The organism is Bacillus sp. ILBB4 (assembly GCF_035064545.1).
Classification (GTDB): domain Bacteria; phylum Bacillota; class Bacilli; order Bacillales; family Bacillaceae_H; genus Priestia.
Map to the genome: position 1 here is coordinate 106570 of NZ_JAIQVD010000007.1, position 23197 is coordinate 129766.

The 23197-nt window shown below is 38.3% G+C and carries 21 protein-coding genes, 1 pseudogene and 1 riboswitch; of the genes and pseudogenes, 17 read left to right on the forward strand and 5 right to left on the reverse strand.

Annotation, left to right across the window (positions count from 1 at the left end):
- The first annotated feature begins 59 nt into the window (after positions 1–59).
- Genes LAV82_RS24445 through LAV82_RS24455 form a run of 3 tightly spaced genes read left to right on the forward strand, consistent with a single transcriptional unit; the run spans position 60 to position 1765 of the window.
- Positions 60–533 carry a low molecular weight protein-tyrosine-phosphatase gene (locus LAV82_RS24445; protein WP_013055128.1) on the forward strand — a complete coding sequence of 158 codons (474 nt, stop codon included), beginning with the start codon at positions 60–62 and terminating at the stop codon, positions 531–533.
- Between the two features lie 39 nt (positions 534–572).
- Positions 573–911 carry a hypothetical protein gene (locus tag LAV82_RS24450; protein WP_013055129.1) on the forward strand — a complete coding sequence of 113 codons (339 nt, stop codon included), beginning with the start codon at positions 573–575 and terminating at the stop codon, positions 909–911.
- A gap of 14 nt (positions 912–925) precedes the next feature.
- On the forward strand, positions 926–1765 hold the full coding sequence (locus LAV82_RS24455; protein WP_013055130.1) for a YihY/virulence factor BrkB family protein: 840 nt from the start codon (positions 926–928) through the stop codon (positions 1763–1765).
- A gap of 230 nt (positions 1766–1995) precedes the next feature.
- On the opposite strand, the gene LAV82_RS24460 is transcribed toward LAV82_RS24455, so the two are convergent.
- Both LAV82_RS24460 and LAV82_RS24465 read right to left on the reverse strand, forming a co-directional pair.
- On the reverse strand, positions 1996–3915 hold the full coding sequence (locus LAV82_RS24460) for a heavy metal translocating P-type ATPase (protein ID WP_499717145.1): 1920 nt from the start codon (positions 3913–3915) through the stop codon (positions 1996–1998).
- A gap of 224 nt (positions 3916–4139) precedes the next feature.
- Positions 4140–4289 carry a BH0509 family protein gene (locus LAV82_RS24465; protein ID WP_013055132.1) on the reverse strand — a complete coding sequence of 50 codons (150 nt, stop codon included), beginning with the start codon at positions 4287–4289 and terminating at the stop codon, positions 4140–4142.
- 208 nt (positions 4290–4497) lie between these two features.
- On the opposite strand from LAV82_RS24465, the gene LAV82_RS24470 reads away from it, so the two are divergent.
- Both LAV82_RS24470 and LAV82_RS24475 read left to right on the forward strand, forming a co-directional pair.
- The gene (locus LAV82_RS24470) at positions 4498–4815 is read left to right on the forward strand and encodes an ArsR/SmtB family transcription factor (protein WP_013055133.1); all 318 of its coding nucleotides are present in this window, start codon (positions 4498–4500) and stop codon (positions 4813–4815) included.
- A 15-nt stretch (positions 4816–4830) separates the two neighbouring features.
- Positions 4831–5754: a cation diffusion facilitator family transporter gene (locus tag LAV82_RS24475; RefSeq protein WP_029324576.1), complete on the forward strand. Its 924-nt coding sequence runs from the start codon at positions 4831–4833 to the stop codon at positions 5752–5754.
- A 15-nt stretch (positions 5755–5769) separates the two neighbouring features.
- On the opposite strand, the gene LAV82_RS24480 is transcribed toward LAV82_RS24475, so the two are convergent.
- A complete protein-coding gene (locus tag LAV82_RS24480) occupies positions 5770–6954 on the reverse strand; it encodes an MFS transporter (RefSeq protein WP_499717146.1) in 1185 nt (394 codons plus the stop codon).
- A 193-nt stretch (positions 6955–7147) separates the two neighbouring features.
- On the opposite strand from LAV82_RS24480, the gene LAV82_RS24485 reads away from it, so the two are divergent.
- From LAV82_RS24485 to LAV82_RS24495, 3 genes are all read left to right on the forward strand, one after another.
- Positions 7148–7309, forward strand: a complete 162-nt coding sequence (locus tag LAV82_RS24485; protein WP_328255979.1) for a hypothetical protein — start codon at positions 7148–7150, stop codon at positions 7307–7309.
- A 20-nt stretch (positions 7310–7329) separates the two neighbouring features.
- A complete protein-coding gene (gene padC / locus LAV82_RS24490; RefSeq protein WP_328255978.1) occupies positions 7330–7818 on the forward strand; it encodes a phenolic acid decarboxylase in 489 nt (162 codons plus the stop codon).
- 193 nt (positions 7819–8011) lie between these two features.
- Positions 8012–8395 (forward strand): OsmC family protein, encoded by a 384-nt coding sequence (locus LAV82_RS24495; protein ID WP_328255466.1) that lies wholly within the window; start codon positions 8012–8014, stop codon positions 8393–8395.
- Between the two features lie 146 nt (positions 8396–8541).
- Here LAV82_RS24495 and LAV82_RS24500 read toward each other — a convergent pair whose 3' ends face one another.
- On the reverse strand, positions 8542–8958 hold the full coding sequence (locus tag LAV82_RS24500) for a pyridoxamine 5'-phosphate oxidase family protein (protein WP_328255465.1): 417 nt from the start codon (positions 8956–8958) through the stop codon (positions 8542–8544).
- A gap of 200 nt (positions 8959–9158) precedes the next feature.
- On the opposite strand from LAV82_RS24500, the gene cax reads away from it, so the two are divergent.
- Both cax and LAV82_RS24510 read left to right on the forward strand, forming a co-directional pair.
- Positions 9159–10214 (forward strand): calcium/proton exchanger, encoded by a 1056-nt coding sequence (gene cax, locus LAV82_RS24505; protein WP_211078860.1) that lies wholly within the window; start codon positions 9159–9161, stop codon positions 10212–10214.
- Between the two features lie 141 nt (positions 10215–10355).
- Entirely contained in the window at positions 10356–11156 is an 801-nt protein-coding gene (locus LAV82_RS24510) for a YfkD family protein (RefSeq protein WP_499717147.1), read from the forward strand.
- 36 nt (positions 11157–11192) lie between these two features.
- On the opposite strand, the gene yfkAB is transcribed toward LAV82_RS24510, so the two are convergent.
- Positions 11193–12311 carry a radical SAM/CxCxxxxC motif protein YfkAB gene (gene yfkAB, locus LAV82_RS24515; RefSeq protein ID WP_013081531.1) on the reverse strand — a complete coding sequence of 373 codons (1119 nt, stop codon included), beginning with the start codon at positions 12309–12311 and terminating at the stop codon, positions 11193–11195.
- A 203-nt stretch (positions 12312–12514) separates the two neighbouring features.
- Between yfkAB and LAV82_RS24520 the strand changes: the two genes are divergently transcribed.
- From LAV82_RS24520 to LAV82_RS24550, 7 genes and pseudogenes are all read left to right on the forward strand, one after another.
- Positions 12515–12700, forward strand: coding sequence for an SE1561 family protein (locus LAV82_RS24520; protein WP_013081532.1), 186 nt, complete (start codon positions 12515–12517; stop codon positions 12698–12700).
- 163 nt (positions 12701–12863) lie between these two features.
- Positions 12864–14405: a fumarate hydratase gene (locus tag LAV82_RS24525; protein ID WP_213018269.1), complete on the forward strand. Its 1542-nt coding sequence runs from the start codon at positions 12864–12866 to the stop codon at positions 14403–14405.
- A 94-nt stretch (positions 14406–14499) separates the two neighbouring features.
- On the forward strand, positions 14500–15309 hold the full coding sequence (gene pdaA / locus LAV82_RS24530; protein WP_499717148.1) for a delta-lactam-biosynthetic de-N-acetylase: 810 nt from the start codon (positions 14500–14502) through the stop codon (positions 15307–15309).
- 162 nt (positions 15310–15471) lie between these two features.
- Positions 15472–16857: a 23S rRNA (uracil(1939)-C(5))-methyltransferase RlmD gene (gene rlmD / locus LAV82_RS24535; protein WP_328251576.1), complete on the forward strand. Its 1386-nt coding sequence runs from the start codon at positions 15472–15474 to the stop codon at positions 16855–16857.
- 339 nt (positions 16858–17196) lie between these two features.
- Positions 17197–18547, forward strand: a pseudogene (locus LAV82_RS24540) (FAD-binding oxidoreductase).
- Between the two features lie 199 nt (positions 18548–18746).
- Positions 18747–18827: riboswitch (glycine riboswitch) on the forward strand.
- Between the two features lie 159 nt (positions 18828–18986).
- Positions 18987–20339 carry an amino acid permease gene (locus LAV82_RS24545; protein ID WP_499717149.1) on the forward strand — a complete coding sequence of 451 codons (1353 nt, stop codon included), beginning with the start codon at positions 18987–18989 and terminating at the stop codon, positions 20337–20339.
- 331 nt (positions 20340–20670) lie between these two features.
- Positions 20671–22812, forward strand: coding sequence for a PAS domain-containing sensor histidine kinase (locus LAV82_RS24550; RefSeq protein ID WP_211078864.1), 2142 nt, complete (start codon positions 20671–20673; stop codon positions 22810–22812).
- Positions 22813–23197 lie beyond the last annotated feature (385 nt).

A 23197-nucleotide genomic window follows, 5' to 3' on the forward strand; every position in this document is an offset into this window, starting at 1 on the left:
TTTTTTAGTTTAAAAATGATTGTATATAATGTTTGTAATAAGGGAAAGGAGTCGAGACTATGATTAACGTATTATTCGTTTGTTTGGGAAATATTTGTCGTTCACCCATGGCAGAAGCGGTCTTTAAAGATATGGTGAAGAAAAAAGGGCTAGAAGGGCAAATTCACGTAGATTCTGCAGGCACAGGAGGCTGGCACAAAGGCAATCCTCCTCATGAAGGGACGCAATCTATTTTAACGAAAAACAACATTGATTTTAAAGGGCAAACAGCAAGACAAGTGATTCAAGAGGATGTAGCTAAATTCCATTATATTATTGGAATGGATGTCGAAAATGTAGGAAACCTGAGAAGGATGGCTGGACATACTAAAACAGGTTATATTGCAAGGCTTTTGGATTTTGTGCCCGATTTACATATTGAAGATGTGCCTGATCCTTATTTCACGGGAAATTTTGACGAAGTATATGACTTAGTTCAAGAAGGATGCAAGGCTCTTTTAGACGAAATTATAGAGAAGCATTTCTCGGAATAAGCGATACTTAAAAAATAAAAAACGGAGGAGAAACGACAAATGGGTAAACGAAATAAGCTAGTAGAAGGTATTGTCATTGGAGCAATTATAGGAGGAGCTGTTTCTTTATTTGATAAAGAAACAAGAAGCTCCGTCATTCAAGGAAGTAAAAAACTGAAAGACAAAACAACAACTCTTATTCAGCACCCTGAACTTGTAACGGATACTGTCAAAGAGAAATATGAAACCATCCGTACGACCATCGAGCAAGTTTCTGAAGATGTATCATTTGTAGCAGGAAAAGTAGAAAAGTTAAAAGAAACAACGCCTCAGGTGATGGAAATTGTAAACGATACAAAAGAAGCATTTGTGGAGAAGTATGGTGATGAACAAAAATAAATAAGGAGGCACATATGGCTGGAATGTACATGAATAACATCGTAAGGTTTGGCAAAGAACTGATGGGCCGCATTCATCGAGATGAGCTGCCCAGTTTATCAGCTGAATTGGCTTATTATTTGCTGCTCTCGCTATTTCCTTTTTTAATTTTCTTAATTACGCTGATTGGATTTTTGCCATTGGAATCAACAGACCTGCTTGACTTGGTCGAAAATGTAGCGCCACAGCAAACGCTGCACATGATTGAAAGCAACGTTTCCCATATCATTGGTTCTCATAATGAAAAGCTATTGTCCTTTGGTATCATTGCCACGATGTGGTCTGCTTCAAATGGAATTAATGCGATCGTAAGAGCATTTAACCGAGCGTATCACGTACAAGAAAATCGGCCTTTTTTAGTGGCGAGAGGTATGGCAGTTCTCCTTACTTTTGCGATGATATTTGTTATTATTGTAGCGCTTTTACTTCCTGTTTTCGGTCATATGATTGGCCTTTATTTATCGTCTACGTTTGGGTTTTCAGAAACTTTTCTCGCTTTATGGTCTGCTTCCCGCTGGATTATCAGCGGCCTCATTTTGTTTACTGTTTTTACGGGGTTATATTACTTTGCTCCTAATAAAAAGCTGCTGATTCGAAATGTTGTAAAAGGAGCGGCTTTTGCTACGGTCGGCTGGACAGTGGTATCGATGCTATTTGCTTATTACGTAAATCATTTCAATAACTATACAGCTACATATGGAAGCTTGGGTGGAATTATTATCCTGCTTATTTGGCTGTACCTATCGGGGATGATTATCGTTATTGGAGGAGAAATTAACGCTATTTTCTACGACCGTCGAGTCAAATCTTCATAGTCACAAATTGGGATGAAATCATTCGCAAGATAATGAGCATACTAACAAAGTGAAAGGGAGGTTTTACATCATGACAAAGCATACAAAAAAAGACGGAAGCAATACAAAGCAAAATAAAAAGAGCCAGCCGAAGCATAAAACAAGCAACAGCCAAAATGGACAAAACGGTTACCATTAAGGCATTGATTTTCATAATAAAAAGCCTAACAAATACGTTAGGCTTTTTTGCGTTAAGATTTTAGCAAGCGAAGGCCGTTTAAGATAACTAAAATGGTGCTGCCTTCGTGACCTATAACGCCAAATGGCATATCAAGTACTTGGAAAAAATTCGAACAAATTAATAAAAAGATGACGGCAATAGAAAAAATAACGTTTTGTTTCACAATTGAGTTCATCCGTCTGGAAAGAGCTACTGCATCCGAAATTTTTGATAGATCATTTTTCATTAAAACGATATCCGCTGTTTCAAGTGCCACATCCGTTCCTTCTCCCATGGCTACTCCAACGTTAGCAGTAGCCAGAGCAGGTGCATCGTTAATGCCATCTCCCACCATTGAAACGGTAGGGAATTTTTCTTTTAACGCTTTAATTTTATCTACTTTCGCTTCAGGCAAACATTCTGCAATGTATTCATCGACTGCACATTCTTTTGAAATGGCTTCGGCTGTTTTTTCGCTGTCTCCTGTAATCATGACGGTATGAATGCCCTGCTCTTTAAGAGATTTAACAGCGTCTACAGCTTCTGTTCTTACAACGTCTTTTAGCGCAAGCAATCCCACAATACCATGCTGGTCTTTTGCGTACACAATCGTTTTTCCTTCACTGGCAAGCGTAGATGAAATCCCATTTTCAAATTCAGCTGCATCTTCTTTACCTACAAAATCTGCTTTTCCTATCTTCCACGTATCTCCTTGAAGAGACCCAATGACACCATATCCGGGAACGTCTTCAAGCGAATCTGGCTGAACGAGCGTCAATTCCTGCTTATTTTTCACAAATTCAACAATGGATTGAGCAAGCGGATGATTGGACTGACGTTCAATTGATGCGATTTTAACAAGAAATTCCTGTTCGTTCATATCAGAACGGACAATGACATTTGTTACTTCTGGCTTTCCTTTTGTTAACGTTCCTGTTTTATCAAAAGCAATTGCGCTTAAATGGCTTAACCTTTCCAAATGCACGCCGCCTTTGAACAAAATTCCTTTTTTTGCTCCGTTTGAAATAGCAGAAAGCGAAGCAGGGGTGATAGATGCAACCAGAGCGCAAGGAGACGCTACAACTAAGAGAATCATTGCACGGTAAAATGTCTCGGTCCAGCTCCATCCAAGCACATAGTGTGGGAGAAATAGCATAACTGCCACAACCGATAGAACAATTTTTACGTATGTGCCTTCAAATCGTTCAATAAACAATTGAGAAGGCGACTTTTCACTTTGAGCCGTTTGAACAAGTTGAATGATCTTTTGAAACAGCGTCTCAGCACTTGGCTTTGTCATTTTAATGGTAATGGCGCCTTTCACATTCACCGTGCCCGCGAATACTTCATCATCGAGCTGTTTTAGTACAGGAACAGATTCCCCTGTAATAGCAGCCTGATCAATCGTTGTTTGACCTGAGACAACAATACCATCGGATGGCACTCGTTCACCCGGCTTAACCAGCAGCAAGTCACCGATTTGTAAATCCGAAATGGATACAATTTCTTCTTGATCTCCAATCAGACGCGTTGCTTCTTGCGGCTGTAAATTCATCAAGGCGCTAATTTCTCGGTTGCTTTTATTCATGGTGTACGTTTCTAATGCACCGCTTAATGCAAAAATGAAAATAAGCATAGCACCTTCTGTCCAGTAGCCAATTACAGCCGCTCCAATGGCTGCAATAATCATTAACATTTCGACATTCAATTCTTTATTTTCAATCGTTTCTTCAATACCTTCTTTTGCTTTAGCAAATCCGCCTATCACGTAAGCTAATACAAAGAGCGTAATAGATACAGCAGTATCGTGCTGTTTTGACAGCAGCCAGCCGGCTAAAATCAGCACGCCGCTTAACAGTGCAGCAATGAGTTCACCATGTGTTTTTAATACGTTGACAGCAGAAGATGTTTGAGGCGTTTGTTCTTGTTTTTTAGGTAACGCATTTTCCATACAAATCCTCCTTGAACGATAATTGAGAAGAATAATCACAATCATTACCCCTAAAAAAACACGAAAGCTGCCATCTCAGCGATAGCAGCACATTTTTTCAGTTCTTCTCTTTTAAATTGGGATATTTAGTATAGTATAGCACGGAACAAGCAAGGAGGTAACGACTAACGCCTAAAAAATAAAAACAGAATGCAGCTGGACGTCTGCATTCTGTAAAAAACGTACTACATATCTAAATGTTCTTCATAATATTTATAAGCGGAAGTGTAAATGTGCTCGATATCGGCATCCGTCATGTACATTAAGGTTTCACGGTCAATCCCCTTCATTGTTTCAATAAATGTAATCATGTTTTTGCGTTCTTGTCTGCTCATTTATTATTCTCCTCTCCATCTGTTTTAATACAGTTTATTATATTTAATTGTATTATATAACAGAAAAAGTATTTTGTGTGGATTTTTTTTAAAAATAGGCAAAAAAATTTAGAAAGACGTAAATAATTGACTATATAGAAAAAGGTGTTTTATAATTTATATATGAACATATGCTCATATACTTGCATATAATGAACGGAGAGATGTTATGAAAAAAGATGAACATTCGTTTTTATCGCCTCAAATAGTAGAAGAAGCGTCAAGAATACTAAAAGCTATTTCAGATCCTACGAGAATGAAAATTCTTTATTTACTATTTCAAGAAGAGTGTTCAGTCGGTCATATGGTTGAAGTGCTTGGTGTTTCACAATCAGCTATTTCACATCAGTTGACTCACTTGCGCCATTTACGTTTAGTAAAATATCGCCGTGAAGGGAATACGTATTTCTATACGTATGATGATGAACACGTGGTCGGAATACTGCATCAAGTAATTCAGCACGTAGAATGCGCACATAACGAGTAAAAGGAGGGGCTTTGCATGAGTCATGATCATCACCACCATCATGGTCACCATCACCATTTTGATACACAGCGTGAAGGCAACAAAAAAGGTCTGTTAATTGCACTCATTATCACAGCCGGTATTATGGTTCTTGAGTTTGTTGGAGGGCTTTTTACAAATAGTTTAGCGTTATTATCGGATAGCGGACACATGCTTTCTGATACAAGCTCACTTGCTCTTAGCCTTGTAGCGATATGGTTTGCTAATCGAGCTGCATCGGCTAAAAAAACGTACGGTTATTATCGTTTTGAAATATTAGCGGCTCTTTTTAATGGAGTGGCACTGTTTGTAATAGCAGGATTTATCATCTATGAAGCCTATCAGCGCGTATTAGAGCCGCAGTCTGTAGCAAGCGGCAGCATGATGCTGATTGCTACCGTTGGTTTACTCGCTAATTTAATCAGCGCCTGGTCACTTATGAGACAAGGCGATGTAAAAGGAAATGTAAATTTACGCAGCGCTTACTTACACGTATTGGGAGATGCTTTAGGATCTATTGGAGCTATTGTAGCGGGATTTCTTATGATGCTGTTTGGATGGTATATTGCTGATCCTATTATTTCTGTAGTTGTGTCTGTATTAATTTTAAAAAGCGCTTGGGGCGTGCTTGCTCATAGCGTTCATATTTTGATGGAAGGCTCTCCTGAAGGGGTAGATCACAGTGAAATAAAAAACCTTCTTGAAAACATTGAAGGAGTCAAAGATGTGCATGATTTACACATTTGGACGATTACTTCAGGACTGGACTCATTGAGCTGTCATATGCGCGTAGAAGATGAAAAAGATAGTCAGCAAATTTTGCAAAAAGCCATCGATTTAGTACATGATCACTGCGGCATTGAGCATACCACGATACAAATTGAAAAATCAGCTCTTCAGCATCGAACGCTAAAAGTTTAAAAAACAAGCGAGAACCTATAGGTTCTCGCTTGTTTTTTGTGGCCTAGGCATCTTTTGTCCGAATACAAAAAGAATAATAAAAATAAAGCCAAGCATCCCGCTAATAATATTAAAAAAGCTGATATGGTGAAAGAACTGAATAAACGTGCCGCCTATGTAAGGGCCGGCAAGGCTTCCGATACTAAAAGCAATGCCGCATAGTAAATTACCTGTAGGCAGTAGACGAGCAGGAATCAAATCCGTCATATAGCTGATTCCTAAACTGAACGTCGAGCCTACAACCATGCCAGCTATAAATAAACAGGCTACTAATGGAATAGCGGTCTCTTCCAAGAGGCTTGCTGTAAAAAACGTAACGGCTCCAATTGATAAAATCCATCCTAATACCAATTTCCGCCCAAATTTATCGCTCAGTATTCCCAGAGGAAGCTGAAATACAATAGCTCCAACTGCAAAGGAAGTCAGCAGCAGTGAAATAAACTCTACTTGCAAACCAATTCGTAAGCCATATACAGGAAAGCTTCCGTTCAGTGATGATTCTAAAAATCCATATCCAAAAGGCGGCAAAAAAGCAATCCAAGCATACTTAGCCGCCTTAGAAAATCGCTTAGCCGTTTCTTTTAATGAATTAACCTCCACTTCCTGTAGGGGAAATTCATTTTTTATCAAAAATAAAAACACCCACGTTATGAGGCAGAGAGCTGAAGAAATCATAAAAGGAAGCGCTTGATTAATTTCAATTAACGGCGTCATTAAAGGGCCAACAGCAAAACCAATACCGAAAAAAAGCCCGTACAATGAAATGTTTCGACCTCGTTTATCAGCAGGTGAAGACGATGTAATCCACGTTTGAGTACCAAAGTGCAGCGCGTGATCTCCTATTCCAATAAATAAACGGAGCACAAACCAAAAAACAACAGATTTCCACAGGGGAAACAAAGCTAAAGATACAATAACTAAAAGTCCGCCTGCTGCGATAATTGGTTTATATCCGTATCTGCGAAGCGGGGCTTCCATGAAAGGAGAAATAAATAAAATGCCTAGGTACAATCCAGTTGCGTTTAATCCGTTTATAGTAGAAGAAAGACCGTCTTTCTCAAAAATAATAGCAATTAAAGGCAGCAGCATACCTTGGCTGAATCCAGAAATGGCGACAAGGCTAACTAAAATCCAGAAACGTTGTTTATGAGTAGCACTCATAGCATTCAACCTCTTTTTATCTATATTTTGTCAATCTAACTGTTTCATCGTACAAGGAAAACGCTTTATTGACAAGGATGTAGACGTGCTGTGCTGTTAATTTGACATCTTTTTATAAGGAAAGTAGAATAAAACATGTAAATAGTTACATGTTTTAATTTACATTCAAAAGGCGATCGCTAGGATACAAACAGTGCTTAAGAAAATAGCGACATTCACAATCAATGTCGGTGCAACGAGTGTCATTGGTCATACAGGAAGTGCAAAATATAAACGCTTACACAACTGCGTTTTTCTAGGCACTGCTGTGAGACACTTAGATCGCGTTGTGTCAGACATATACGAAGTGTTATAAATCAAAGGAGCGATATAAAAATGGAAAAGTTTATTGGAAATCATATGATTTACACATACGAAAACGGATGGGAATATGAAATTTATATCAAAAACGAAAATACAATCGATTACCGTATTCATAGCGGAATGGTGGCAGGACGATGGGTTCGTGACCAAAAAGTAGATATTGTGAAGTTAACAGAAGGTGTATATAAAGTATCGTGGACTGAACCGACTGGAACAGATGTATCTTTGAACTTTATGCCTCATGAAAAACGGATGCACGGCATTATTTTCTTCCCAAAATGGGTACATGAACATCCTGAAATTACCGTGTGCTATCAAAATGATCATCTCGATTTAATGCATGAGTCTCGTGAGAAATATGAAACGTACCCGAAATATGTGGTTCCGGAATTTGCTGACATTACATTTATCAAAAATGTCGGAGAAAATAATGAGGAAGTTGTAGCTCAAGCCCCTTATGAAGGAATGACGAATGATATTCGCGCTGGAAAATTAATTTAATACGGAGTCATAAAAAAGGCTGAGACAAAATTATGTTAGCTGAAGGAAGATCCGAACGATGAATCGAGATTCTTGATGGAGAATCTCGATTCATCGTTCGGATCTTTTTATGGTGACGGTGTAACAAGTATCCGTATTGAGAGTAGTTGGTTATATAAAAAGCGGTTTATAATGAAGTAAAGGAGTGAAGGAAATGGAATTTAACATGAAAAAAAAGGCGGGATTTACAACAAATCTTCCTTATGGAGAGCTACATATCGCCGGAGATGAAGAGTATGGCTTTCGTCCGTATCAGCTAATGACATCGTCCATTGCTGTTTGCAGCGGAGGCGTGTTAAGAAAGATTCTAGAGAAAAAAAGAATTGCTTTTTCTGATTTACGCATCCAAGCTGGTGTGACGCGAAATGATGAAAAAGCGGGGCGAATCGAAAAAATTCATTTGCACTATGTCATTACAGGAGAAGAGCTTCCATTAGACAAAATTGAAAAATCAATTGAGCTAGCACGAAAAAATTGTTCGATGCTACAGTCGGTTATTGACAGTATTGAAGTGACAGAAACCTTCGAAATTAAATGAGGTTGGGACAAAAGTATTTTAGTTGAAGAAGATCCGAACGATGAATCAAACTCGTTCGGATTTTTTATGGTGTTATTACAAGCGGTTTAGCTCTTTGCTCCCATTTGTTTGTCTTTAGATGGAATGGACTTAGCTACGTCTCAATCTCATATTTCCTTCGGTTTGCTGCCGGCTTTATCAAAATAGCGCATGCGTTCAGGAGTCAGCTGAAGAAGTAAATAATTTGGGTCATCTGGAATTTTAATCCACTCTTTTAACTTTTCATTCCAAAATTTCTTTTTTAATTCTTCGTTTGTTTCTACATTTACTTTGGCTTCTACCTCTACATACGGATCACTCCAACCTTGCCCATCATAGCCTAACAAAATATGAACATAAGGGTTTTTTTCTAGTTCTTCGACTTTATGGGTATCTTTATTGGTGGCGGTGTAGAGCACAAGATCTTCATGAAAAAACATCATAAAGCGTGAATAAGGCTTTCCATCTTGAATTGTAGCTAACGTTCCAATTGTATAGTCATCCAGTACGGATAAAATTTGATTTTTTACATCATTATTGCTCATTTTTTCACTCCTTATTATATCTTTTTACCCTTGGTAGTTTGGCTGATTTTTAACTATCTTAATCAAAAATCAATTAAGGGTTTATCATTTATAAAAATAGGTTAAAAATACTAACATTGACGGTGAGTCTATACAAATTCCATTAATTTGATATGATTGATTTTGTTGTCAAAAAATGAATAAGGTAGGTGTACATATCGATGATCAATCGGATTTTTCTTATAGCGGTTATTCTTGGGGTGCCGCTATCTGTTATTGGGCACATGATGCACTGGTCAGATGTTCTTATGTTTATTATTTACTGTTTAACAATCATTGCCCTCGCAGCTTTTATGGGGAGAGCAACAGAGAGTTTAGCTGTTGTAGCTGGTCCTCGAATAGGCGGACTATTAAACGCTACGTTTGGTAACGCTGTAGAATTAATTATTTCTATTTTTGCTCTGAAAGAAGGCCTTACAGCGGTGGTGCTTGCATCGTTAACCGGTTCTGTATTAGGAAATCTTCTTCTTGTAGGCGGTCTTTCATTCTTCATCGGGGGATTAAAATTTAAGCGTCAAGAATTTAATGTCTATGATGCAAGACATAATTCTGGATTATTGATCTTTGCCGTTATCGTTGCGTTTGTTATTCCTGAAGTGTTTGCTAGCGAAATGAACGAAGCGAAGACCATGTCCCTGAGTGTCGGAATCTCCATTATTCTCATCATCTTGTACTTAGCGGCGTTATTTTTTAAGTTGGTAACGCATCGAGGCGTGTATCAGCATAAAAGTGAAGAAGTGGAAGAACATGAGGAGCCAGAGTGGTCAATGTGGAAAGCGATTACTGTTCTCTTTTTGTCTACGTTAGCTGTAGCTTACGTATCCGAAAGCTTGGTTAGCACAATCGAAATTGTATCGGAAAGCTTTGGCTGGAGTGAGCTGTTCATAGGGGTCATCATTGTAGCGATTGTTGGGAACGCGGCAGAGCATGCTTCCGCTATTATTATGGCCGTTAAAAATCGCATGGGTGTAGCTGTTGAAATTGCTGTTGGATCAACTTTACAAGTAGCGATGTTTGTAGCACCGATATTAGTACTTGTTTCGCTAATGTTCGAAAACCAAATGTCCCTTGTTTTTACTTGGCCTGAGTTGATTGCGATGGTAACAGCTGTATTTTTAACCATTGCGATTTCTAATGACGGAGATACAAACTGGTTTGAAGGCGCAACTCTTTTAGGTGCTTATATTATTATGGGAATGGGTTTTTATCTTATTTAAAAAAGAAACGTTCACTTTATGTGAACGTTTCTTTTTGTGTGATTGAATAGAAGAATTTCCCTTTCGGTATTCAGGATAAAACAGGGGATGTTTGAAAAAACTATGGTTGCATTCATTAACGATGTTGAAAGGAGTTTCTAGATGTTACGTAAATTGCTTTTATTTGTGTTTACCATCAGTATTTCATTTTCATGTTCAACGAAGATCGCCATTGCTAAAACAGCTCAGCCTACCATCAACGTGCCTTCTTCAGCTTTAAATATTTCAAAAGAAAATACCTATCCAAATGCTAGTCAAGACACGCCATATTTGCAGCCGAGTGAGTTTACAAAAGAGCTCATTGAAACATCAAATGTAAAAATTGAAAACCCTGATTTAATTCGTATATTAAATGAATCAAACATTTCTAAAACTCCATGGGCAATTGGTTTCAGAGCAACCATCTTTTTAGGACAGTGGCCATTAAATTACGAATCAACAGAAACAAACGTTAACTGGCAGCACCAGCGAATCAATACAAATCATTATGATAACAGAGCAGGAAAAACTCAGTACAAAATGATGTACAGTCAGGAAAATCAAAGTCATGTAAAAGGCGGATTAACAGCAAAAGTGCCTCAGCCTGATCATGTTAAACAAATGATGCTAATTGAAGCAGCTAAAAAAACAAAGCTCACTTTATCATTTCAAACGTTTGTAGGTGCCGGAACGAAAAAAGACCAGGTCTATAACGTAGCTCCTAAAAAAGTAGGTTATCTGTATGCGTATACGCCTGCTGTAAGTGAAAAGGGAAAAGTAACATATGGAGAAGTGTATGTTACAGTAAAAGGCAGCAAGCGCTTAATTGTGGTGAGAAATGTAACGTCTCAAGGAATTGGAGCATGGATTCCAGTACAAGATTATGTTTCCTTAAGCTTTGGAGCTTATGACCAGCCGAGATAACAAAAAAGAGATTCCCACGATGGAATCTCTTTTTTGTTATTTTGTAATGCTCGCTTGGAGTTTGCTAAAATCAGTATCTTGATAATAGCTGTTTTTTACCAAAATATTAGGTCCTAAACAAGACACTGCTGAACAATGACAGCTAAGTTCTTTAGAAATCGTGCTTTGCTGCCACATATCAAAAGCGTCTGTAAGCTTTGTATCTTGAATGTTGCCAAGAGGAGGCGTATCACCAAAATCCGTTACGATAATATCTCCGTCGAAAATATTTACATTTAGGCGAGAGCGACCGTCTGGATCGTTTCGAACGGTTACATTTTTACTGCTATACAAGCGCTGTAAAAGCGATAAGTCTTCCTCATTATTACTGCATGCATAAAACGGCAGCGTGCCGAATAGCATCCACACATTTTCATCTCGAATATCAAGAAGGTGATGAATAGCTTTACGCATTTCAGGAAGAGATAATGTTTCTAGAGTGCTAGCAAAGTCACTTGGATACATAGGGTGTACTTCGTGACGCTGACAAAGCATTTCATCAACAATTTGACGATGAATCTTTTCCATGTGAGGAAGCGTACGTTTATTTAACATCGTTTCAGCTGATACGGTTACACCCGCTTTTACAAGCGCGCGGCTGTTTTCAATCATACGGTCGAAATATTTGGCGCGCTGCTCATAAGTAGGCTTTCGCTCCATCATTGCAAAGCCAGCTTCCACAAAATCGTCCATCGTTCCCCAGTTGTGAGAAATATGTAAAACATCTAAATAAGGAATGATTTGTTCGTAACGAGCAAGATCTAATGTTAAATTTGAATTAATCTGTGTACGGACACCTCGTTCATGTGCATACTTTAATAAAGGCACCACATAATTTTTCACAGAAGATAGAGACATCATCGGCTCTCCGCCGGTAATGCTTAACGCTCGAAGAGTTGGAATTTCATCGAGACGTTTTAAAATTAAATCAAGCGGCAGTGCGTTTGGGTCTTTTGGCTGCAGTGTATATCCAACCGCGCAGTGCTCACATCGCATATTACAAAGCGTCGTTGTTGTAAATTCAACGTTTGTGAGCGTCGGTTTGCCGTATTGTTTCATATCTAAATACGCTTCCCACGGATCGAACTCCGGGGTAATTCGTTGTAAAGTGGCCATAAAAAAACTCCTTTTATTTTTCCGTAAAGTGAAATGGTTATGAAAGCATCTCACGGTCCGTCCTGCTAGACTAAATTATACGTCTCATTCAAAACGGACACCAGTGACTATTATGGATTTTATTGCTTTTAGTTGTCAAATATGAAAGTATTCGTTAGGATATAAAGAAATACGAATGAAAAGCTATATCAGGAGGGTTTAAAATGGGAAACGCCGTTCGAGATAAAGATTCACAAGTACGTTATTTAAAGGATCGTTTAAATATGTTTGTACACGTATTAGACTCTATGGAGCCTGAAAACACAGATCTAGAAGACATTGACCGTTTGATTACAATGATTGATGACCTAGAAGCAAAATGTGAGCAGTTTAAAAAAGATAAAGAATGAACAAAGGAAAAAGCGCTAGAAAAACTAGCGCTTTTTTGCTTGAAGTGGAAATCCTCCTATAAAGGTCTTTCGAAACAATTTTTGAAGGAGTATAATAAATTTTGAAAGTTGTACGACAGATAGATAAATACATACATTAGCGGGATATGGGAGGAATTAAGTGATGATTGAAGCTTTAAAACAAAGCATGTACGATTTAATTGTTGAAACATCTACAAAATTGCCAAAAGACGTTCGACGTGCTATCGCAAAGGCAAAAGCGCGTGAAAATGCAGGAACGCGTGCAGCAATGTCTTTAGCGACCATTACCAATAATATTAAGATGGCGGATGATAATTTATCGCCAATTTGTCAAGATACGGGTATGCCAACATTTAAAATTAAAACCCCTGTAGGAGTGAATCAGCTTCAAATTAAAGAAGCAATTTATTGGGCAATTGAAGAAGCAACAAAGCACGGAAAGCTTCGCCCTAACTCCGTAGATTCGTTAACGGGAGAAAACAGCGGTAATAATTTAGGAGGCGGCACGCCGGTTATTAAGTTTGAACAGTGGGAAAATGACTATATTGATGCGCGTCTTATTTTAAAAGGCGGCGGCTGTGAAAATAAAAACATTCAGTACAGCCTGCCTTGTGAAGTAGAAGGTTTAGGTAGAGCTGGCCGTGATTTAGACGGCATTCGTAAATGTGTGATGCACTCTGTGTATCAAGCACAAGGTCAAGGCTGTAGTGCCGGCGTCATTGGTGTTGGAATCGGTGGCGACCGTACAACAGGCTATGAATTAGCAAAAGAGCAGCTGTTCCGAAATTTAGATGACGAAAATCCAAATTCTCAGCTGAAAGAATTAGAAGAGTATGTAATGGAAAATGCCAATAAGTTAGGAATTGGTACAATGGGCTTTGGCGGAGAAACGACATTACTTGGCTGTAAAGTCGGCGTAATTAATCGTATTCCTGCTAGCTTCTATGTGTCAGTTGCGTATAACTGCTGGGCTTACCGTCGTTTGGGCGTTAAAATTAATGCCGATACAGGAAGCGTTCAAGAGTGGCTGTATCAAGAAGGCGAAGAAGTAGATTTTAATAAAAATGCAGCCGCAGAAGACAAACAAAATGCGGATGAAACAAAAGAAGTTGTATTACAAGCACCTATTACAGAAGAGCAAATTCGTGAATTAAAAGTTGGCGACGTGGTGCGCATCAACGGTATGCTCTACACAGGACGCGACGCTATTCATAAGCATTTAACAGATCACGATGCGCCAATTGATTTAAATGGACAAATCATTTATCACTGTGGTCCGGTTATGTTAAAAGATGAAGATGAAAAATGGCACGTAACCGCTGCAGGACCAACAACAAGTATCCGTGAAGAACCTTACCAAGGAGATATTATGAAGAAATTTGGTATCCGCGCGGTTATCGGTAAAGGCGGTATGGGTCCTAAAACGCTTGCTGCTCTTCAAGAGCATGGCGGTGTGTACTTAAATGCGATCGGCGGAGCTGCACAGTACTATGCTGATTGTATCAAGAGTGTAGAAGGCGTTGATTTGATGCAGTTCGGTATTCCTGAAGCAATGTGGCATTTAAAAGTAGAAGGCTTTACAGCTGTAGTGACGATGGATTCACACGGAAACAGCTTGCATGCAGATGTAGACAAGTCTTCATTTGAAAAGCTTGAGCAATTTAAAGAACCGGTATTTAAATAAACATACGTCCGGAACGTATGGTAAAAAGTAACGTTCATGAACGAGAAAATTGAGTGGATACTAAGCGTAAAATGACTTCCGAAAGGAGCTTCTTATGCGCCGGTTCACCTTTTTTCTCGTTTTTTTATTCGTGATGTCAACAGGCATAGCATCTGTTGAAGCACAAATGTATCCAAACACTCCGATCAGCTGGGGATTTCAAAAAAGTAAAAATCACAAGCCCGCATCCGCAGGTACAGCTTATGAACAAATTCTTGCTAAGTATGATGCTTTTTACCTCGGAGATACAAATAAAAAAAATATTTATTTAACGTTTGACAACGGTTATGAAAATGGTTATACACCGCAGGTATTAGACGTGCTCAAAAAAAGAAAGGTTCCTGCCACGTTCTTTGTAACAGGACACTATTTAAAAGAAGAGCCTAAGCTAATTAAGCGAATGGTAAAAGAAGGGCATATTGTCGGCAATCATTCATGGCATCACCCTGACTTAACTCAAGTGGATGACGTACGTTTTAAAGAGGAATTACAAAAAGTAAAAGATGAATACAAGAATATTACTGGTCGTGATGAAATGAAGTATCTTCGCTCACCTAGAGGTGTATTTAGTGAACGAACGCTAGCTCTTTCAAAGCAAGAGGGCTATACGAATGTATTTTGGTCACTTGCATTCGTTGACTGGAAAGTGAATGAACAAAAAGGCTGGCGCTACTCATATGACAATATGATGGCTCAAATACATCCAGGTGCAATCATGCTTCTGCATACCGTTTCAAAGGATAACGCAGATGCATTAGATCAAGCAATTGTGGATTTAAAAAAGCAGGACTATACGTTTAAAAGTATTGATGATTTAATGAACGAACGCAAACAAATGAAGAAAAGTCCTTCTGAAACGAAATAAAGATAAAAACCGACGGGAATGTTTCTCCTGTCGGTTTTTTGCTGTTGAAGTGTTATAATATGCGTTGATGTCTTTTTTAAAGCGATACGGTCTAATAGGTTTTAAGCAGCTAAGGACCGTTAATAACTATATAAAGAATTTAAACTAATCGGAGTTGGTCTCATGAATAAACCAAAAACTGAAATGAAAGTTCAAAAAGGACAAACGTTTCCGTTAACGATAAAAAGACTCGGTATTAATGGAGAAGGCGTAGGATATTTTAAGCGCCAAGTCGTCTTTGTACCAGGAGCATTACCAAATGAAGAAGTGGTTGTAGAAGCAACAAATGTCCAGCATAAGTTTGCGGAAGGAAAAATCAAGCGAATTCGCAAAAAATCTCCTCATCGCGTAGATGCGCCCTGTCCTATTTATGAACAGTGCGGAGGCTGTCAGCTTCAGCACTTATCCTATGAAGGTCAGCTAGAATCTAAGCGCGATATTGTTCTGCAAGCGTTCGAACGTCACAGTTCATTAAAAAAAGTAGAGGAAAAAACACGCCAAACAATTGGCATGGAAGATCCTTGGGGCTATCGTAATAAATCACAGTTCCAAGTAGGTGTAGATAAACAAAAAGTCATCGCTGGTTTGTATGGACTGAATTCTCATCGACTGATTGACATTGAAAACTGTCCTATTCAGCATGGAGCCACGAATCACGTGACAAAAGAAATAAAACAAATTTTACAAGATCTTCAAATTCCTATCTACAATGAACGCAAACGCCGTGGTATTGTACGTACCATCGTATCTCGAGTAGGATTTGAAACGGGTGAAGTGCAAATTGTCTTGATCACGGCTAAACAAGAAATTCCGAAAAAAGAGCTGCTGATTAAAGAAATTCAGCGCCGCCTACCGGAAGTGAAATCGCTCGTACAAAACGTAAACGGCCAAAAAACATCGCTTATTTTTGGAGACGAAACGTTTACACTCGCTGGAAAGTCGGTGATTCAAGAAACGTTAGGAGATATCTCGTTCGAACTTTCAGCGCGTGCATTTTTCCAGTTGAATCCTCTTCAAACAGTGAAGCTATATGATGAAGTAAAAAAAGCAGCTGCGCTAACAGGCAATGAAAAAATTGTAGATGCTTACTGCGGAGTAGGTACAATTGGCTTATGGCTTGCTAAAGATGCCAAAGAAATTCGCGGAATGGATACGATTGAAGAATCGATTGTAGACGCGAGAAAAAATGCCAAAGATCATGGATTTGAGCATGCCACATATGTGACGGGTCCAGCTGAAAAGTGGATGCCGAAGTGGGTAAAAGAAGGCTGGAAGCCAGACGTAATCGTCGTTGACCCGCCGCGAACAGGCTGTGATGACAAGCTTCTAAAAACGATTTTACAAGTGAAGTCAAAGAAAGTGGTTTACGTTTCTTGTAATCCATCCACATTAGCGAAAGATGTGCAGCAGCTGTCGAAGGCTTATCATGTTGATTACATTCAGCCTGTTGATATGTTCCCTCATACGGCGCATGTGGAGAATGTGGTAAGTTTGACGTTAAAGAAATGAATAGAAAAAGAGTAAAGGGCAGATTTGATTCTGCTCTTTTTTCTTTGAGCTGTACTTTTATTAATAGGGTAATTGTTAAAATTAAACATCTGTTCTTTTAGAGTGAAAAATATCTTAGTATAGTGAATATAAATTCCCATAAAGTCTAGATTTAGAAAGTTTTACATCGCTAAAGAGAAATTACATAAGAGGGTTAATGCTTTTAAAAAAACTATAATGACGTATTTTATACAAATAATAAACGCAAATTCTATCCCAAAACCCCAACCTTTAACCACATCGATAATACTATAGTAATAAAACTAATAAAAAGTATGTACAGAGGTGGCAGAGGTCAAAATGGACTCAATGTTTTTAAAAGGGCTTACGGGCGAAGTGGTAACGCCAAAAGACCCAATTTATGAGGAAGCTCGTCAGGGATGGAATCGTGCTGTTAATAAATTTCCGCTTGTGATTGTATACTGTGAAAAAAAGCAGGATGTTGTGAATGCGATCCGCTGGGCGCGCAAGCATCGTGTTGATATTCGCATTCGATCTGGCGGTCATCATTATGAAGGGTATTCTACGGATGACTGTGTATTAGTCATTGATATTAGTCGATTAAATGGGTTGAAATTGGATAGGAAACGGAACATTTTAAAGATGAAAGCAGGAGAGGAAAATACGGAAGTGTATGATTTCATCGGTTCGAACGGATATGTGTTTCCAGGAGGAACGTGTCCGACTGTTGGGGTATCTGGCTTTACACTTGGTGGAGGCTGGGGACTTTCGAGCAGACTTTACGGGTTAGGATGCGACAGCTTGATAGAGCTAGAATTAGTCAATTATGAAGGAAGGCTCATTAAGGCAAACAAATCGTGTAACGCGGATCTTTTTTGGGCATGCCGCGGTGCCGGTGGCGGTAACTTTGGCGTTGTGGTAAGCATGACGTTTCAGCTTCCAAAGCCCACGAACAGCTCTGTGACGCTCGTTCGATTCTTTTATGTAGGTACTACAAAGGAGAAGCAGGCACAAGTGATGAATATATGGCAAAACTGGCTGCCCAAACTGGACAAACGTATGACGCTAGTTGCAAGCATTTTATAATGCAGGAGGAGAAGGGTTAGGCATATTTGCAAACGGATTCTTTTACGGCTCCCCAGAAAGAGCTCGGGAGATTTTGCAGCCTTTTGCAGAAGTAGAAGGGTTTCAAGTAGAGCTGGAATCATTATCTTTTCTTGAAGCGGTAAAAAAAATAGAAGCAACCTATCCTCCGTCTGAAAAATTTAAGTCAACGGGAAGATTTGTGCACAGAAGCTATTCACGTGGTGAACTTGAAAATCTTGCAGATCTCATACAGCGTCCGGCAGAAGGTTCCGTGTATGATGCGATTTCTTTTTATGCACTAGGAGGAGAAATTCGCCGTGTTGGTAAAAGAGAAACGGCTTTTTTCTACAGAAACGCCAGATATATTATGGGGTTTCAGTCTGTCTGGACAGAAGATGTATTTGCAAGAGCAAACAGAGATTGGCTTCGCAAGCGATTTGAATATATTAAAAGTATTACGGTAGGTTCCTATGTGAATTTTCCTATCAGCAACCTGAGAAACTACGAACGTGGGTATTTTGGAGACAACGCAGAGAGATTAGAAAGAGTGAACAAAAAGTATGATCCGTTTAATGTGTTCAGGTTCCCGCAAGGACTCAGGTAGCGTAAGGAAAAGGATACTAAGTTGACGATTGAAACTGTTCAATTACCTTCTGTCGAAGAAGGTAAATAAATGAAAGTAATCTTTCCTGTTGACAAAGCATCCAACTGGTATTAGAATAAACAACTATTCGACAGTCATTCTATTGATTGAAAAATTTAATACGTAGAAAGCTATGATTGCTATGGATCACACTATAGCAGGAGCAGCTTCTGGAGAGATCGCGATAGTTTCGCGACGCCGAAGGGTTCACAATCTCAGGCAAAAGGACAGAAGAGTACCGGATATTTATTTGGCATGTTACTAATTGGTAGCATGTACCTTAATATTTGTTATTCTTATGACCATGAGATTGGAGCACATCCAATCTCTTTTTTTTATTGGACTTTATTTGTAGTCCGCACGATCGCATCAAAGGTTTTATTGTTAGGAGGAGTTAGAGTTGGAACAACGAGAATTAAAGAGGGATTTATCCAATCGTCATGTTCAGCTAATCGCGATTGGGGGAACCATTGGTACGGGCTTGTTTTTAGGTTCTGGTAAAGCAATACAGCTTGCAGGTCCCTCTATCATCTTTGCTTATTTAATTGTTGGTATTGCGCTTTTCTTTGTGATGAGAGCGCTAGGAGAACTACTGCTGTCTAAAGCAGGTTATCAATCGTTAACAGATATTGCTGAAGAGTATCTTGGACCGTGGGCGTCATTTGTAACGGGATGGACCTACTGGTTTTGCTGGATTATGACAGCTATGGCTGATGTGATTGCAGTTGGCGTATATGTGAAATATTGGTTCAATATTCCTCAGTGGATTCCCGCACTTATTTGTGTAATCATTTTATTAGGTCTTAACTTATTAACCGTAAAATTATTTGGAGAATTAGAGTTTTGGTTTGCTTTAATAAAGGTTATTACGATTCTTGCATTAATTATTATTGGCGTTATTTTGCTGGTAATGGGATTTAAAACAGACGCGGGATCCGTTACTGTTCAAAACATTTGGAATCACGGAGGACTGTTTCCAAATGGGGTTTCAGGTTTCTTACTTTCATTCCAAATGGTTATATTCGCATACGTCGGGGTTGAATTGGTAGGGGTATCGGCAGCGGAAACATCAAATCCCCAAAAAAATATTCCATCGGCCATTAATAAAATTCCGCTGCGAATCTTATTTTTCTATGTTGGGGCGCTTATCGTCCTTTTATTTATTAACCCGTGGATGGAATTAAATGCAGCAGAAAGCCCATTTGTTAAAACCTTTAGTTTAGTCGGAATTCCGCTTGCTGCTGGAATTATTAATTTTGTTGTATTAACTTCAGCCGCTTCTGCTTGTAATAGTGGAATGTTTTCAACAAGCCGTATCTTATATAATTTAAGTAAAAATGACCAAGGGCCATCTAAGTTTGCAAAACTGAACAAAAACCACGTACCAAGCAACGGATTGTTTTTATCTACGCTGGTCATCTCAGCGGGAGCTCTTTTAAGCAAACTTATACCAGACCAAGCTTTCGGCATCGTCACGACCATTAGCGCTATTTGTTTTATTTGGGTGTGGAGTGTCGTTCTTATTTGCCATCTAAGGTATAAAAAGACGCGTCCGCAGCTGCATGCAGCATCAGCATTCAAAGCACCGTTAACACCATTTATAAACTATGTTGTGCTAGCTTTGTTTGCGGTGATTCTTGTTATTATGCTGTTTTCTGATGCGACGCGCCCAGCCTTATTGTTGACGCCCGTTTGGTTTATTCTCTTATTTATTTTTTACTGGACTAGAAGGAAAAAGAAAATAAATCTTTAAAGGCTAGAAAATCAGCAGGGAATAAACATGATTTTTTATAAAAGAATATAGTAAATTTCTGACCTCATCACTCCGTGATGAGGTCTTTTTAGTGGAGGATAAATAATTGATTTCTACTGCATGAATAAAATGCAGGAAGCAAAGTTTATAGAAGAAAACTAAAAATTTGTTCTAACAGAAAACACAGTGAGAAAGCTCATAGTTTTCTGATAGGAATGTAGAACAAATTGCTTGTCTTCTGTGTCTAAAGATGGAATTCCGTCATTTATATGGAAAAGTTTTCATTTTGCAGTACAATGGAGTAGACTTCATTAGATTAAGGTGAACAAACATGAAATGGTTTAAATCTCATACGTTTTGGAAAATCTTCACGATTAATGTGCTTCTTATTTGTACCGTACTGACGCTAATGTTTATTGTTTCAAGAGTGATGCTGCCTAATATTTCTCAAAATCAATATCGACAGGTAACTGATAAAACCGTCAAGAGAATGAAAGAGCAAATTAACGTCGTCATTAAAGATATTTGGAGCCTGGGCGACGAGGTACAGCAAGATCCTATTTTTTTATCGGATGATGAACAAGAAATAGACGAAGAATTGCAGAAAATAGTTAATATTTCACCGTATATCGATAGCGGAACCATTTTTAATGTAAAAGGGTATGTTGAGCATTATTACCCGAATGATTTAAAGAATATGAAACATGTGAACTTAAGTAAAAGAAAATATTTTCAAGAAGCGCTGCGAACCAAAAAAATATATTTAAGCGATGTCGTTTCAGCAGATACAAAGCACTACATTGTGGTGATGGCGATTCCTATTTTGGATGGGCAGCAAAATGTAAAAAAGGTTGTAAATTTAGCGCTGCGAATTGAAGAAAATAAAAGTTTTCAATCCATCTTTCAAACGTTTGATATAGGAGAGAACGGCTATACATTTATTGTAGACCGCAATGGTAGAATTATTTCCCACCCAGAGAAACAGAGAATCGGTGAAAATGCTAAGAAAAATGAAATCGTTCAGAAAACGATGAATCATAAATCAGGATATCAGCGGGTTGTGAACACCGAAGGTAAGTATTTCTTTGCGTCTTTCGAATATATTCCTGTTTTGGATTGGGGAATTGTCGCTGAATTACCCGTTGAAGAAATTTACAGGCCTTATGAAATGTTTGAAAAAACGCTTTGGATCGTTTCAGGCGTTACGATTTTACTGCTTTCTTTTTTTACTGCGTTATATGCAAGGCAAATTGTGAATCCAATTCATAAACTATATGAATTGGCGGGACAAGTAGCGCGCGGGAATTTTAATCAAAAAATTCCGGAACGAGAAATTGAGCGGGGCGAAATCGGTATTTTATCTAAACAGTTTAATGAAATGATTAGCTATATACGCCATTCTAAAGCAAATTTACAGCAAAAAGAAAATCAGCTGCAGGAACAAAAAACGTTTTTAAGACAAGTTATTGACATTAATCCAAGCTATATTTATGCTATCAATCAAAAAAGGGAATTCATTCTCGTTAATGAATCTTTTGCGATGCTCTTAGGTGAAAAATCTGATGACTTAATTGGACAATCGATTGATAAATATCAGTTCAACCTTCAATCAGATCTTTTATATAAAGGGGAGTTTTCAAACTGTACCCAAAAAGGGATGGTATTAGAAGAACAGTTTAAAGATTCGAAAGGAAACCGGCGCTGGGTCGAAACAGCAAAACTTCCTATTATGAATGAAAAACAGGAAGTGATTCAAATGCTGTGCGTATCGACAGATATTACGGAGCGTAAAAAGGCAGAAGAGAAGCTTAGAACTTCTGAGAAGCTTGCCGTGGTAGGAGAACTTGCAGCTGGAGTGGCTCATGAAATCAAAAATCCTTTAACTTCTTTAAAAGGTTTTGTTCACTTATTAAAAGAACAACATCCTAAAGATGCTTTGTATATAGATATCATGGAAACTGAATTAGAACGAATGAATGGAATCGTAGAAGAATTTTTGATGTTAGGAAAACCTCAGGTAATGAAGGTTGAATCTTTGAACATGCAAGCGCTTGTTCAAGAAGTGTGCTCACTTCTTGAACCTGAAGCAGTAGAAAAGGAAGTAGCTTTCATATTTGAAAGAGACGACCAGTTACCAAAGGTGTATGGAGATAAAAATCAGTTAAAACAAGTATTTATTAATATTATTAAAAATTCTATCGAAGCAATGCCTGAAGGAGGAGCTATTCATATTACGATTAAAGTAAAAGAAAACCACCTTTGGCTGCAGCTTGCTGATGAAGGACAGGGTATTCCTCCTGAACGGTTAGCTAAGATAGGTGAGCCTTTTTATAGTACAAAAGAAAAAGGTACAGGTTTAGGACTGATGGTCAGCTATCGGATTATTAAAGCTCACCGCGCGCAGATGACGTTTTCTAGTCAGTTAGATAAAGGAACAAGTGTGGATATATTGTTTCCAATAATAAAAAAGTAGGGGAACTTCCCCTACTTTTTATTATTATACTTATAATATATCAAAAGCGTTGATGGTACTAAAATAAATGAAAGTGCTAAAGAAGATATCCACAGGTTAACAAGAAGTTAACTGCTGAATTATATAGGATATTCACAACTTTATCCACACTATTCACATTTTTTCAGAAAATTTACATAAAAATTACCCACTGTTATTTCAAGTTATGAAAGCGGTAATATGCATATTCAATAAAGTTATACACATTATCCACATAATTGTGGGTAAACTTTGTGGATATAGTAGAGTGTTAAAAAAACGTAAATCATACGCTTGAAATCTTCGTGTTATTATTTTTACATAATATAAAAACGTCCTTCCGATACAAACTGTACAGAAAGGACGT

Excerpts from the sequence above, each read along its gene's own strand:
- LAV82_RS24445 (WP_013055128.1), top strand. The coding sequence starts at position 60 with ATGATTAACGTATTATTCGTTTGTTTGGGAAATATTTGTCGTTCACCC.
- LAV82_RS24450 (WP_013055129.1), top strand. The coding sequence starts at position 573 with ATGGGTAAACGAAATAAGCTAGTAGAAGGTATTGTCATTGGAGCAATT.
- LAV82_RS24455 (WP_013055130.1), top strand. The coding sequence starts at position 926 with ATGGCTGGAATGTACATGAATAACATCGTAAGGTTTGGCAAAGAACTG.
- LAV82_RS24460 (WP_499717145.1), bottom strand. The coding sequence starts at position 3,915 with ATGGAAAATGCGTTACCTAAAAAACAAGAACAAACGCCTCAAACATCT.
- LAV82_RS24465 (WP_013055132.1), bottom strand. The coding sequence starts at position 4,289 with ATGAGCAGACAAGAACGCAAAAACATGATTACATTTATTGAAACAATG.
- LAV82_RS24470 (WP_013055133.1), top strand. The coding sequence starts at position 4,498 with ATGAAAAAAGATGAACATTCGTTTTTATCGCCTCAAATAGTAGAAGAA.
- LAV82_RS24475 (WP_029324576.1), top strand. The coding sequence starts at position 4,831 with ATGAGTCATGATCATCACCACCATCATGGTCACCATCACCATTTTGAT.
- LAV82_RS24480 (WP_499717146.1), bottom strand. The coding sequence starts at position 6,954 with ATGAGTGCTACTCATAAACAACGTTTCTGGATTTTAGTTAGCCTTGTC.
- padC (WP_328255978.1), top strand. The coding sequence starts at position 7,330 with ATGGAAAAGTTTATTGGAAATCATATGATTTACACATACGAAAACGGA.
- LAV82_RS24495 (WP_328255466.1), top strand. The coding sequence starts at position 8,012 with ATGGAATTTAACATGAAAAAAAAGGCGGGATTTACAACAAATCTTCCT.
- LAV82_RS24500 (WP_328255465.1), bottom strand. The coding sequence starts at position 8,958 with ATGAGCAATAATGATGTAAAAAATCAAATTTTATCCGTACTGGATGAC.
- cax (WP_211078860.1), top strand. The coding sequence starts at position 9,159 with ATGATCAATCGGATTTTTCTTATAGCGGTTATTCTTGGGGTGCCGCTA.
- LAV82_RS24510 (WP_499717147.1), top strand. The coding sequence starts at position 10,356 with ATGTTACGTAAATTGCTTTTATTTGTGTTTACCATCAGTATTTCATTT.
- yfkAB (WP_013081531.1), bottom strand. The coding sequence starts at position 12,311 with ATGGCCACTTTACAACGAATTACCCCGGAGTTCGATCCGTGGGAAGCG.
- LAV82_RS24520 (WP_013081532.1), top strand. The coding sequence starts at position 12,515 with ATGGGAAACGCCGTTCGAGATAAAGATTCACAAGTACGTTATTTAAAG.
- LAV82_RS24525 (WP_213018269.1), top strand. The coding sequence starts at position 12,864 with ATGATTGAAGCTTTAAAACAAAGCATGTACGATTTAATTGTTGAAACA.
- pdaA (WP_499717148.1), top strand. The coding sequence starts at position 14,500 with ATGCGCCGGTTCACCTTTTTTCTCGTTTTTTTATTCGTGATGTCAACA.
- rlmD (WP_328251576.1), top strand. The coding sequence starts at position 15,472 with ATGAATAAACCAAAAACTGAAATGAAAGTTCAAAAAGGACAAACGTTT.
- LAV82_RS24550 (WP_211078864.1), top strand. The coding sequence starts at position 20,671 with ATGAAATGGTTTAAATCTCATACGTTTTGGAAAATCTTCACGATTAAT.